An 11,810-nucleotide genomic window follows, 5' to 3' on the forward strand; every position below is an offset into this window, starting at 1 on the left:
CGGAGCTCGGGCTGCCCGACGCTCTCGTCGACGCCCTGGAGCGCCACGACATCGTGACGGCCTTCCCCATCCAGGCCGCGACCATCGCCGATGCGCTGGCGGGCCGCGACGTGCTCGGCAAGGCCCGCACCGGGTCGGGCAAGACGCTCGGCTTCGGCCTGCCCGCGATCGTGCGCCTGTCCGAGGGACCGCGCCCCGAGAAGCGTCGCCCCCGCGCGATCGTGCTCGTGCCCACCCGCGAGCTCGGCATGCAGGTGTCCGACGCGCTCGAGCCGTACGCGCACGCCATGCACGTCTCGCTCAAGCTCGTCGCGGGCGGCCTGTCGATGTCGAAGCAGATCCAGGCGCTCGAGCGCGGCGTCCACCTCGTGGTGGCGACGCCGGGCCGCATGGCCGACCTGGTGCGCAACGGCCACGCCGACCTCTCCGAGCTCGAGCTCATCGTCATGGACGAGGCCGACCACATGGCCGACATGGGCTTCATGGACGAGATCACCGAGATCCTCGCGGGCGTGCCCGAGGGCGGGCAGCGCCTGCTGTTCTCGGCGACGCTCGACGGTGACGTCGACCGCCTCGTCAAGCAGTACATGCACGACCCCGTGACGCACGACGTCACCGGCGGCGACGACCAGCCGGCGACGATGCGCCACGTGGTCCTCAACGTGCCGCCGAACGCGAAGTACCAGATCGCGACCCGCATCGCGGCGCGCGAGGGCCGCACCATCGTGTTCGTGCGCACCAAGCTGGCGACCGAGCGCATCGCCGAGGAGATGCGCGAGGCGGGCGTGCTCGCCCTCGCGATCCACGGCGACCGCTCGCAGGCGGAGCGCAACTTCGCGATCAGCGCCTTCCGCGCCGGGGACGTGCCCGTGCTGGTGGCGACCGACGTCGCCGCCCGCGGCATCCACGTCGACCACGTCGACCTCGTCATGCAGATCGACCCGCCGGCGGACCACAAGGACTACACCCACCGCTCCGGCCGCACCGCGCGCGCCGGCGAGGAGGGCCTCGTCGTCACGCTGGTGCTCCCCCACCAGCGCCGCTCCACGGACCGCATGCTCGAGCGCGCCGGCGTCGACGTGACGTTCCGCAAGGTCCGCGGCGAGGACGCGGAGTCGCTCGCGATGGTCGACGACCTCACCGGCGGCCGCGAGCCGTCGTGGCAGCCCGTCCGCGAGCCCCGCCCGCAGCGTCCCGAGCGTCGCGGCAAGTACGAGCGGCCCGGTCGGGGCGACCGCCCCGGCCGCGGAGACCGTCAGCGCTCCGACCGCCGCTGGGAGGAGCGTCCGCCGCGCAAGTGGGACCGGGACGACCGGCCCCGTCGCGACGACCGCCCGCGCCGCGACGACTCGCGCGCCGACGACATGGTGGCCACCCAGCAGCGCATGGAGGAGCGTCTCGCCCGCATCGAGCGCGACCTCGCGGACCGCGAGGCGGCGCTGCAGGCGCGCGAGGGCCGGCTGGCCGAGCGCGAGGCGCAGCTCGACGACCGCGGCTCGCGCCGCTACGACGACCGTCCGAGCAAGGGCGGCTACGACAAGGGCGCGCGCAAGGGCCGCGACGGCGACAAGCCGTACAAGAAGGGCGACAAGCCGTACGGCAAGAAGCCCGCCAAGGGCGGCTACGACAGCTCTACTCGGAAGCCTCGGAAGCCGAGGAGCGGGCGCTAGCCGCGTCCTCCTCGCGGAGCCGGGCGATCGCGGCCTCGAAGTCGTCGAGGGTGTCGAAGGCCTGGTAGACGCTCGCGAAGCGGAGGTAGGCGATCTCGTCGAGGTCCCGCAGCGGCGGCAGGATCGCGAGGCCGATGTCGAGCGCGTTGACCTCGGCCTGACCGCTCGCGCGGATGGTCTCCTCGACCTTCTGCGCGAGCAGGGCGAGGTCGTCGTCGCTGACGGGACGGCCCTGGCATGCCTTCTTCACACCCGAGACGATCTTGTCGCGGCTGAAGGGCTCGGTCACGCCGTTGCGCTTGGCGACCGCCAGGCTCGCGGTCTCGACCGTGGAGAAGCGCTTGCCGCACGCGGGGCATTCGCGGCGGCGGCGGATCGACGAGCCGTCGTCCGCGGTGCGCGAGTCCACCACACGGGAGTCCGGGTTCCTGCAGAACGGGCAGTGCATGCGATCACTTTGCCACGAAGCGACGCGCCGACCCAACACGCCCGCCCGCGGCGCGTGGCGTCCCGGCCGGGACGCCACGATCCTCACTCGACCGGCAGGTAGATCTGCTCCCCCGCCATCAGCGCGGTGTCGGGCATCGCGTTGAGGTGCTGGATGTCGACCATCGTGTCGCGGACGTCGTCGCCCGCCGACGTGAGCGCGGCCGCGATGTCCCACAACGTCTCGCCCGTGCCCACGGTGTAGACGTCGACCGCGACGGGCTCGGCCGGGCCGTCCGACGCGAACGCCTGCGGGCCCACCACGGCCGCCGCGACGAGCAGCAGCAGCACGGCCAGGATGCGGCCCGTGCGGGTGCGCCGGGCCTGGGCCTCGGCGGTCTGCGGTGCGTAGATGCTCATCTCTGCCTCCTCGATTCGAACAGGTGTTCTATCGAACGTGTGTTCTAGTTGTAGCACCGTGCTCCGACACTGACAAGACACGCTCGAACATATGTTTGATTTCCACCAGGGATTGCCCTAGCGTCGTGAGACAAGAGGACCACCGGGGTCTGACATCCACCCGACGGGAGGCCAGGGATGACGCAGGGCACGGGACGCGACGACAGCCGGGACGCGACGAGCGCCGGCGCGACCGTGCACGAGCTGCGCGATCCCGCCACCGGGCTCACGGCGCGCCAGCGCGCGGTCGTCGACTTCATCCGCGCGACGGTCCTGGAGCGCGGCTACCCGCCGTCGATGCGCGAGATCGGCGACGCCGTCGGCCTCACGTCGCCCTCCTCCGTCAAGCACCAGCTCACGGCGCTCGAGGCCAAGGGCGTGCTGCGGCGCGACCCGCACCGGCCCCGCGCGATCGAGGTGGTCCTGCCGGGCGAGCAGGCCGCCGCCGAGCCGACGACCGAGGCGCCCGCCGCTCCCCCGGCGCCCGCCGCATCGTCCGCCTACGACGACTCCGTCCACATGGTCCCGCTCGTGGGCCGCATCGCGGCCGGTGGCCCGATCCTGGCCGAGCAGGAGGTCGAGGACACCTTCGCGCTCCCCCGCCAGCTCACGGGCGACGGCGAGCTGTTCATGCTGCAGGTCTCCGGCGACTCGATGATCGACGCGGCGATCTGCGACGGCGACTGGGTGGTGGTGCGCCGTCAGAACAGCGCCGAGAACGGCGACATCGTCGCGGCCCTGCTCGACGACGAGGCGACCGTCAAGACGTTCCGCCGCAAGGACGGCCAGGTGTGGCTGATGCCGCACAACCCCGCCTACACCCCGATCGACGGCACGCATGCGCGCGTGATGGGCAAGGTCGTCTCGGTCCTGCGCCGCGTCTGACCGGACGATGCGCGGGCGGGCGACGCCCGCATCGTCCGGTCGCGCGCAAGGCGGCTAGGACGCGGCGAGCCTCCGCAGCGCGCCCAGCGCCACGTCGCGGTCGGTGGTCGGCCACAGGTCCGGCATCGAGCGGGTGAGGAACCCGCCGTAGCGCGCGGTCGCGAGCCGCGGGTCGAGCACGGCGACGACCCCGCGGTCGGAGCTCGCGCGGATGAGCCGGCCGGCGCCCTGCGCGAGCAGCAGCGCCGCGTGCGTCGCCGAGACCGCCATGAAGCCGTTGCCGCCGCCGGCCGCGACGGCCTCGGTGCGCGCCTGCGCCACGGGCTCGTCGGGGCGCGGGAACGGGATGCGGTCGATCACCACGAGGCTCGCGGTGCGCCCGGGCACGTCGATGCCCTGCCACAGCGACGTCGACCCGAACAGGCAGGCCGACTCGTCCTCCTTGAACCGCGACACCAGCGTGGGCAGCTGGTCGTCGAGCTGGTAGAGGACCGGCACGTCGAGCCGCTCCCGCATCGCCTCCGTGGCCATCTGCGCGGCCTTGTGCGACGAGAACAGGCCGAGGGTGCGGCCGCCGGCCGCCTCGATGAGGGCGGCGAGCTCGTCGAGCGCCTCCTCCGAGATGCCGCCCATGCCGGGCTTCGGGAGGTGCTTGGCGACGTAGAGGATGCCCTGCTTGGGGTAGTCGAACGGGCTGCCCGCGTCGAGGGTGGTGGCGTGGTCCACGCCGAGGTGGCGCGAGATGGCACCGAAGTCGCCGCCGAGCGCCAGCGTCGCGGACGTCATCACGGACGCCTTCTCGTCCAGCAGCTTCTCGCGGATCAGGCCCGCGACATCGAGCGGGGCCGCGACGATGCGCTCGGGGATGGGCGCGTCGTAGTCCCCGTCGCGCGGCGCGAGCCAGATGACGTAGCGGCCGTGCTCGCCCTGGAGCTCCTCGCAGACGTCGACGATGGTGCCGAGCGATGCGCCGGCCACCTTGCCGCCGGCGCCGAGCTCCTCGGAACGCTTGGTGAGCTCCGACACGAGCGCGCGGGCGGCGGCCCTGACCTCCTCGACAGCCGTGGCGAGGGGCTCGGGAAGGCCGAGGCGCAGCCGCCCGGGCGTGCAGTCGCCGAGCGCGCCGTCGAGGTGGCGGGCGGCGCGGTCGAGGTCCTCGGAGACGATGCCGCAGCGGCGGGCGTCGCGCGCGGCGCGGTCGACGGCGATCACGGTGAGCTCGTGGGTCGCGGAGGACGTGATGCGGGAGACGAGCTCGTGCGCCTCGTCGACGATGAGGACGCTGTGGTCGCCGAGCATGTCGTGCCCGGTGGCCTGGACGCCCAGCACCGCGTGGTTGGTGACGACCACGTGCGCCTTCGCGGCGGACTCGCGGGCCCGCTGGGAGAAGCACTCGGCGAGCACGGGGCACTTCGACTCGAGGCACTCCCGTCCGGTCACAGAGACCTGCGCCCACGCGCGTCCGCTCACGCCCGGCACGAGGTCGTCGCGGTCCCCGGTGTCGGTCTCGTCCGCCCACTCGTTGAGGCGCACCACCTCGCGCCCGAGCTCGCTGGTGGGGCCGATGGGGAGCATGTCGTCGTCGCCCTCGTCGGGGTAGCCGCCGGCCATCTTGTGCAGGCACAGGTAGTTCCCGCGGCCCTTGAGGAGCGCGATGCGGGCGCGCTGGCCGAGCTCCGGCTCGAGCGCCTCCGCGACGAGCGGGAGGTCCTTGGTGAAGATCTGACGCTGCAGCGCGAGCGTCGCGGTGGACACCACGACGCGGCTGCCGGTGCGGACCGCGTGCGCGACCGCGGGCACGAGGTAGCCGAGCGACTTGCCCGTGCCCGTGCCTGCCTGGACGAGCGCGTGCTCGTCGTCGTTCAGCGCGTCGGCGACGGCGCGCGCCATGAGCAGCTGGCCCTCGCGCGGCTCGCCGCCGAGGGCACCGACGGCGCTCTCGAGCAGCGCGTCGGCGTCGTGCCCGCTCACACGGAGGCCGAGGGGACGCCGGCCTCCTCGAGACGCGCGGCGAGGCCGGCGTCGACGAGCGCGGTCAGGTGTGTGCCCTCCGGCACGTGCGACTGCGCGAGCACCTCGCCGTGGCGGTGCACCTCGCTCACGAGGTCGCCGCGGGTGTAGGGCACCACCACGTCGACCGTGACCTCGGGGCGCGGCAGCTCGCGGCCGATGAGCTCCATGAGCTCGTCGATGCCCTCGCCCGTGAGCGCCGAGACCTCGATGGTGATCTCGCGGCGGCCGCGCAGGCGCATCAGGGTCTCGGGGTCGGCGATGTCGGCCTTGTTGAGGACCAGGATCTCCTTGACCTGGTCCGCGCCCGGCACGTCGGACAGCACGTCGCGCACGGCGCGGATCTGGCTCTCGGGGTCCGGGTGCGACGCGTCCACGACGTGCAGCATGAGGTCCGCGTACGAGACCTCCTCGAGCGTCGACGCGAACGCCGCGACGAGCTGGTGGGGCAGGTCGCGCACGAAGCCGACGGTGTCGGACACCGTGAACTCGCGCCCGTCGGGGGTCTGCGACCGGCGCACGGTCGGGTCGAGGGTCGCGAACAGCGCGTTCTCGACAAGCACGCCGGCGCCCGTCACGCGGTTGAGCAGCGACGACTTGCCGGCGTTCGTGTAGCCCACGATCGCGACGTTGGGCAGCCCGAGGCGCTTCTCGCGGCGGACCTGGCGTGCCGGCTCCATGGCCTTGATGTCGCGCCGCAGCTGCGCCATGCGGGTGTGGATGCGGCGGCGGTCGAGCTCGATCTTGGTCTCACCGGGACCGCGCGAGCCCATGCCCGCGCCGGCGCCGCCGACCTGGCCGCCGGCCTGGCGGGACATCGACTCGCCCCAGCCGCGCAGGCGCGGCAGCAGGTACTCGAGCTGCGCGAGCTCGACCTGCGCCTTGCCCTCCTTGGACTTGGCGTGCTGCGCGAAGATGTCGAGGATCAGCGCGGTGCGGTCGATGACCTTGACCTTGACGACGTCCTCGAGCGCGCGGCGCTGGCTGGGGGCGAGGTCGTCGTTGACGATGACGGTGTCCGCGCCGACGGCCGCAACGATGTCGCACACCTCGCGCGCCTTGCCCTTGCCGATGTACATCGCCGGGTCCGGGTGAGGGCGGCGCTGCAGCACGCCGTCGAGCACCTCGGAGCCCGCGGTCTCGGCGAGGGCGGCGAGCTCGCGCAGCGAGATCTCGGCGTCCTCGGCGCTGCCGTGCGACCACTGGCCCACCAGCACCACCTTCTCGAGGCGCAGCTGGCGGTACTCGACCTCGGTGATGTCCTCGAGCTCGGTCGAGAGGTTCTGGACGCGACGCAGCGCGGCGCGCTCCTCGCGGTCGTACTGGTCGCCGTCGTAGTCGGTCGCGGCGGTGCCGCCCTCGGCCACGGCCGTGCCGGCGCGCGAGAGCACCCGGTCGATCACCGCGTCGGCGCGGCTGGTCGCGGGCATGTCCTGGTCGTCTGCTGCTGTGTCGCTCATACCCCTCCATTGTCTCACCCCCGTCCGACCTCCCCTCTCGCCTCCCCAGGTCGCCGGAGGGACGATGCGCGGCGCGGCCGGGCGGCCCACGCTGGCGATACGCTCGGGGGCGTGACCGAGGACCACTACTTCACCGCGCGCCCCGCCTCCGCGGACGAGCGCCGCACCATCCGCGTCACGCTCGCGGGACGCGACGTCGAGGTCGAGACGGCGCCCGGCATCTTCTCCCCCGGCCACGTCGACCTCGGCACGCAGGTGCTGCTGCGCCAGGTGCCGGACCCCCGGGGCCGCGTCCTCGACGTCGGCTGCGGCTGGGGGCCGATCGCTCTGGAGGCGGCGCTGCGCGGCGCCGACTCCGTCACGGCCGTCGACGTCAACGAGCGCGCGCTGGACCTGCTGCGGCGCAACGCGGCGCGGCTCGGTGTCGCGGTCGCGGCCGCGCTGCCCGACGACGTGCCCGCAGGGGCCACCTTCGACACCATCTGGTCGAACCCGCCCATCCGGATCGGCAAGGAGGCGCTGCACGCGCTCCTCACCACGTGGCTGCCGCGCCTCGCGCCCGGCGGCGAGGCCTACCTCGTGGTCCAGAAGAACCTGGGCGCCGACTCCCTCGCGCGATGGATCGCCGAGCAGGGCTGGGGCACGGTCGAGAAGGTCGGCAGCTCCAAGGGCTTCCGCGTCCTGCGCATCTCGGCGTAGCGACGCCTCCTGGGTGCCGCCGCCCGGCGCCTCCACACCTGCGTCCTGCCTAAGGCCGGGGATCGTGTCGCTTGGTGGCGGCGCGAGGGCCTTGTGGTGCCGATTCGTGTCGGTCTCCCGGCCGGCCGTGATGCTGAGCTGCGACCGTTTCGGGCAACGCGGGTCCGGGTGCCACGACTCGCTCATCCCGCCACCGCACGCTCAGCGGTACGGGAAGGACCGACGAGGGCCGGAAACGCACCCTCAGCGGTATGGCGGGGTCCGCGGGGGGAGCCGTCAGAGCCGCTCGCCGCGCGCCGCGGCGTCCGCGATGGCGGCGATGCGGGCGTCGCGGGTCGCGGGCCGCTTGGCGAGCGCGACGTGCGCGAGCATCTGCTTGCGCGCCGACGGCGGGAAGCCGTCGAAGTGCTCGCGCGCGCCGGGACGGGCGGCGAGCGCAGCGGCGAGGTCCGCGGGGACGATGAGGTCCTCGACGTCGTCGAGCAGCGTCCAGGAGCCGTCGGCCTTCGCGGCGGCGATCACGGCCGCGCCCGCCGGCATGACGAGCCCCGCCTCCTCGAGCTCCTCAAGGCGCGCCTTGTTGGTGCGCGCCCACCCGGACCCGCGCTTGCGTGGCGCGCAGTACTGCAGCGTCCTGTCGTCGTCGAGCTTCCGCGTGACCGCGTCGATCCAGCCGAAGCACAGCGCCTGGCGCACCAGCTCGTCGTATGTGAGACCCACGTTCCCCGACGCCTTGCGCCACGTCGCGACCCACACGCCCGTGGTGTCGGTGTGGTGGGCCGCGAGCCAGGCACGCCACTCGTCGGCGTCCTCGGGGTGGATCCTCCGGGCGCCGTCCTCGCCGGGCTCGATCGGATGCATGTCAGGCGGGCGCGTCGACCTCGCCGGTCGCGACGAGCACCGCGGGCCCCTCGAGCACGGTCGTGTCCCCCACGATCCGCACGGTGACCTCGCCGCCGGGCACCTCGATGTCCCACACGTCGGGCGCGCCGGCGCCGGCCCACGTGCGCATCGCGAGTGCGACCGCGCACGCGCCGGTGCCGCACGACCGCGTCTCCCCCGAGCCGCGCTCGTGGACGCGCATGCGGACGCGGCCGTGCGCCTCGCCGTCGACCTCGGCGTGGCCGAGCGCGACCGCGAACTCGACGTTCGTCCCGTGCGGCGGGACCGGGTGCACCTGAGGCGCCTCGGTGAGGTCGAGGCCGCGGAGCTCGTCGACGTCGGGCAGCGCGACCACGTGGTGGGGGTTGCCCATGTCGACCGACAGCGCGGGCCGCACGGGGTCGAGGCCGCGCGCCGCGACCTCCGAGTCGAAGCCCTCGGTCGCGTCGCCGACGACGTAGCGGCCCATGCCGATCGCGTAGCGGCCGCCCCCGAGCGATGTGACGGTGCGCGGCCCGCCGCGCGTCCCGAACTCGAGGCCCGCCGCGAGGTCCTCCCCCGCCTCGGCCTCGAGGAACGCCCCGAACACGCGCGCGCCGTTACCGCACATCTCGGACGTGGTGCCGTCGGAGTTCCAGTAGTCCATGAACCACGTCGCCGGCTCGAGCCCTGCGCCCGCGTCCAGCGCGCCCGCCCGGACCGCGCGGATGACGCCGTCGCCGCCGATCCCGGCGCGCCGGTCGCACAGGAAGCGCACCCGCGAGGGGCTGAGGTCGAGGTCCCCGCGGGGGTCGAACAGCAGCACGAAGTCGTTCTCGGTGCCGTGTCCCTTGGTGAAGGCGAGCGTCATGCCCACCAGCGTAGTCAGCGCGCGGCGCGGTCCCGGTCGGCCTGCCTCACCAGGGACGATGCGTCCTCGGCCGCGCGCGCGATGTCGCCGTGGTCGCGGGGCGCGTCGATCCAGCGCACCCGCGGGTCGGGGCGGAACCACTGGGCCTGCTTGCGGGCCAGGCGACGCGTGTGCTGCGCGATGAGCGCCCGGGTCTCGGCGGCGTCGAGCTCGCCGTCGAGATGCCGCAGCGTCTCGGCGTAGCCGACGGCGCGGCGCGCCGTCACACCCTCGCGCAGGCCCCGCGCCTCGAGCGCGCGCACCTCGTCGACGAGTCCCTGCTCCCACATCGCGTCGACGCGGGCGTCGATGCGCGGATCGAGCAGCTCGTACGGGAGGTCGAGCGCGATGGTGAGCGCGGGCGCGTGGTACTCGTGGCGCGGCAGCGAGCTCTGGGTCGCTCCGGTCAGCGCGATGATCTCGAGCGCACGCACCAGTCGCTTGACGTTCTGGGCGGGGATCTTCGCCGCGGCCGTGGGGTCGAGGGCCGCGAGCTCGCGGTGGAGCGCGCCGGGCCCCTCGCGGTCGGCGCGGGCCTCGAGGGCGGCGCGCAGCTCCGGGTCGGTGCCGGGGAACTCGAAGCGGTCGAGCAGCGCCCTCAGGTACAGGCCCGAGCCGCCCACGACGATCGCGCGGCGCCCGCGGGCGTGGATCGCGGCGATGTCCGCGCGCGCCTCCTCCTGGAAGCGCGCGACCGAGGCGTCCTCGTGGACGTCGAGCATGTCGAGCTGGTGGTGAGGGATCCCGCGGCGCTCCGCGACGGGGAGCTTGGCGGTGCCGATGTCCATGCCGCGGTAGAACTGCATCGAGTCAGCGTTGACGATCTCCCCGTCCAGCGCCTCGGCGAGGTCGAGGCTGATCGCGGACTTGCCCGTCGCGGTGGCGCCGACGACCGCGACGATCACCGGCGCATCGTCCCCGCTCACGCGCGGCGCAGCGTCGGTATGCCGAGGCCGACGGGACCCGCGGGCGCGCCGTCGCCGGTGCCGCACGAGCCGCCATGGTCGTGCTCGCCGCCCTGCGCCGCGTCCCACGCGTCGCCCGCGCGGGTACGGCGGACCTCATAGGGACCGCAGTCGAGGCCCGAGTCGGCGATGAGGTGGTGCGGGGCGCCGTGCGTGACGCGCACGCGCACCATGTCGCCGGGGCGCGGCACCTCGGCGCCCTCGGGCACCGCGAAGTGGACGAGCCGGTTGCCGGGCTCGCGGCCGCTCATGCGCGCCGACTCGCCGTCCTTGCGGCCGCCCGAGTCGAGCACGAGCAGCTCGAGGTCCCGGCCGACGAGCGCGTGCGAGTCCTCGAGCGTGATGCGCTCCTGGAGCGCGATCAGCCGCTCGAAGCGCTCCTGCACGACGGCCTTGGGCAGCGGCTCGAGCTCGTAGGCGGGGGTGCCGGGGCGCGGCGAGTACTGGAACGTGAACGCGGAGGTGAAGCGCGAGGCCTCGACCACGCGGAGCGTCTCCTGGAAGTCCTCCTCGGTCTCGCCGGGGAAGCCCACGATGATGTCGGTGGTGATCGCGGCGTCGGGCATCGCGGCGCGCACGCGGTCGATGATGCCGAGGAAGCGCTCCGAGCGGTACGAGCGGCGCATCGCCCGCAGCACCCGGTCGGAGCCGGACTGCAGCGGCATGTGGAGGCTGGGCATGACGTTCGGCGTCGCGGCCATCGCCTCGATGACGTCGTCGGTGAAGGCGGCCGGGTGCGGCGAGGTGAAGCGCACCCGCTCGAGGCCCTCGATCTCGCCGCAGGCCCGCAGCAGCTTGGCGAACGCGCCGCGGTCGCCGAACTCGACGCCGTACGAGTTGACGTTCTGGCCGAGGAGGGTCACCTCGACGGCGCCCTGCGACACGAGCGCCTCCACCTCGGCGAGGATCTCGCCCGGGCGACGGTCGCGCTCCTTGCCGCGCAGCGACGGCACGATGCAGAACGTGCAGGTGTTGTTGCAGCCCACGGAGATGGACACCCAGCCGGACGCGATCGCGTCGCGGCGCGACGGCAGCGTCGACGGGAAGACCTTGAGGGACTCCTCGATCTCGACCTGCGCCTCGGCGTTGTGGCGGGCGCGCTCGAGCAGCACCGGGAGCACGTCGATGTTGTGCGTGCCGAAGACGACGTCGACCCAGGGGGCGCGGTTGACGATCTCGCCACGGTCCTTCTGGGCGAGGCAGCCGCCGACGGCGATCTGCATGCCGGGCCGCTGGGCCTTCACGGACGCGAGCTGGCCGAGGTTGCCGTAGAGGCGGGTCGCCGCGTTCTCGCGGACCGCGCACGTGTTGATGACGACGATGTCCGCCACGTCCGCATCGGCGGGGGCGGCCGCGTAGCCGGCTCCCTCGAGGAGGCCGGCCATGTGCTCGGAGTCGTGCACGTTCATCTGGCACCCGAGCGTCCTGACGAGGTACGTGGGTGCGGGGGAAGTCTGGGTCATGC

The 11,810-nt window shown here is 73.6% G+C and carries 11 protein-coding genes; 3 read left to right on the forward strand and 8 right to left on the reverse strand.

Annotated elements, in window-relative coordinates:
• Positions 1 to 53: 53 nt before the first annotated feature.
• Entirely contained in the window at positions 54 to 1,670 is a 1,617-nt protein-coding gene (locus AOM02_RS04615; RefSeq protein WP_062297146.1) for a DEAD/DEAH box helicase, read from the forward strand.
• On the opposite strand, the gene nrdR is transcribed toward AOM02_RS04615, so the two are convergent.
• Together nrdR and AOM02_RS04625 are read right to left on the reverse strand one after the other, a co-directional pair.
• Positions 1,633 to 2,118, reverse strand: coding sequence for a transcriptional regulator NrdR (gene nrdR, locus AOM02_RS04620; protein WP_062297148.1), 486 nt, complete (start codon positions 2,116 to 2,118; stop codon positions 1,633 to 1,635). The genes AOM02_RS04615 and nrdR overlap by 38 nt on opposite strands.
• 83 nt (positions 2,119 to 2,201) lie before the next feature.
• On the reverse strand, positions 2,202 to 2,516 hold the full coding sequence (locus tag AOM02_RS04625) for a LysM peptidoglycan-binding domain-containing protein (protein ID WP_062297150.1): 315 nt from the start codon (positions 2,514 to 2,516) through the stop codon (positions 2,202 to 2,204).
• A 177-nt stretch (positions 2,517 to 2,693) separates the two neighbouring features.
• Between AOM02_RS04625 and lexA the strand changes: the two genes are divergently transcribed.
• Complete coding sequence (lexA, locus tag AOM02_RS04630; protein ID WP_062297152.1) at positions 2,694 to 3,440, forward strand: transcriptional repressor LexA; 747 nt, start codon at positions 2,694 to 2,696, stop codon at positions 3,438 to 3,440.
• A 54-nt stretch (positions 3,441 to 3,494) separates the two neighbouring features.
• On the opposite strand, the gene AOM02_RS04635 is transcribed toward lexA, so the two are convergent.
• Positions 3,495 to 5,411, reverse strand: coding sequence for an ATP-dependent DNA helicase (locus AOM02_RS04635; RefSeq protein ID WP_062297155.1), 1,917 nt, complete (start codon positions 5,409 to 5,411; stop codon positions 3,495 to 3,497).
• Positions 5,408 to 6,910 (reverse strand): GTPase HflX, encoded by a 1,503-nt coding sequence (gene hflX / locus AOM02_RS04640; RefSeq protein WP_062297156.1) that lies wholly within the window; start codon positions 6,908 to 6,910, stop codon positions 5,408 to 5,410. Before hflX ends, AOM02_RS04635 begins: the two co-directional genes overlap by 4 nt.
• Before the next feature lie 111 nt (positions 6,911 to 7,021).
• Between hflX and AOM02_RS04645 the strand changes: the two genes are divergently transcribed.
• Positions 7,022 to 7,609, forward strand: coding sequence for a class I SAM-dependent methyltransferase (locus AOM02_RS04645; RefSeq protein ID WP_062297158.1), 588 nt, complete (start codon positions 7,022 to 7,024; stop codon positions 7,607 to 7,609).
• Positions 7,610 to 7,885: 276 nt separating this feature from the next.
• On the opposite strand, the gene AOM02_RS04650 is transcribed toward AOM02_RS04645, so the two are convergent.
• Genes AOM02_RS04650 through miaB form a run of 4 tightly spaced genes read right to left on the reverse strand, consistent with a single transcriptional unit; the run spans position 7,886 to position 11,808 of the window.
• The gene (locus AOM02_RS04650; RefSeq protein ID WP_062297160.1) at positions 7,886 to 8,470 is read right to left on the reverse strand and encodes a YdeI/OmpD-associated family protein; all 585 of its coding nucleotides are present in this window, start codon (positions 8,468 to 8,470) and stop codon (positions 7,886 to 7,888) included.
• A 1-nt stretch (position 8,471) separates the two neighbouring features.
• A complete protein-coding gene (gene dapF, locus AOM02_RS04655) occupies positions 8,472 to 9,341 on the reverse strand; it encodes a diaminopimelate epimerase (RefSeq protein WP_062297162.1) in 870 nt (289 codons plus the stop codon).
• A 14-nt stretch (positions 9,342 to 9,355) separates the two neighbouring features.
• The gene (gene miaA, locus AOM02_RS04660) at positions 9,356 to 10,306 is read right to left on the reverse strand and encodes a tRNA (adenosine(37)-N6)-dimethylallyltransferase MiaA (RefSeq protein ID WP_062297164.1); all 951 of its coding nucleotides are present in this window, start codon (positions 10,304 to 10,306) and stop codon (positions 9,356 to 9,358) included.
• Positions 10,303 to 11,808, reverse strand: a complete 1,506-nt coding sequence (miaB, locus tag AOM02_RS04665; protein WP_062297166.1) for a tRNA (N6-isopentenyl adenosine(37)-C2)-methylthiotransferase MiaB — start codon at positions 11,806 to 11,808, stop codon at positions 10,303 to 10,305. Before miaB ends, miaA begins: the two co-directional genes overlap by 4 nt.
• Between the last annotated feature and the right edge of the window lie 2 nt (positions 11,809 to 11,810).

The sequence above is a fragment of the Demequina maris genome (assembly GCF_000971155.1).
Lineage (GTDB): Bacteria > Actinomycetota > Actinomycetes > Actinomycetales > Demequinaceae > Demequina > Demequina maris.

Coding starts and splice junctions, on each gene's coding strand:
- nrdR (WP_062297148.1), bottom strand. CDS start 2,118: ATGCACTGCCCGTTCTGCAGGAACCCGGACTCCCGTGTGGTGGACTCG.
- AOM02_RS04625 (WP_062297150.1), bottom strand. CDS start 2,516: ATGAGCATCTACGCACCGCAGACCGCCGAGGCCCAGGCCCGGCGCACC.
- lexA (WP_062297152.1), top strand. CDS start 2,694: ATGACGCAGGGCACGGGACGCGACGACAGCCGGGACGCGACGAGCGCC.
- hflX (WP_062297156.1), bottom strand. CDS start 6,910: ATGAGCGACACAGCAGCAGACGACCAGGACATGCCCGCGACCAGCCGC.
- AOM02_RS04650 (WP_062297160.1), bottom strand. CDS start 8,470: ATGCATCCGATCGAGCCCGGCGAGGACGGCGCCCGGAGGATCCACCCC.
- dapF (WP_062297162.1), bottom strand. CDS start 9,341: ATGACGCTCGCCTTCACCAAGGGACACGGCACCGAGAACGACTTCGTG.
- miaB (WP_062297166.1), bottom strand. CDS start 11,808: ATGACCCAGACTTCCCCCGCACCCACGTACCTCGTCAGGACGCTCGGG.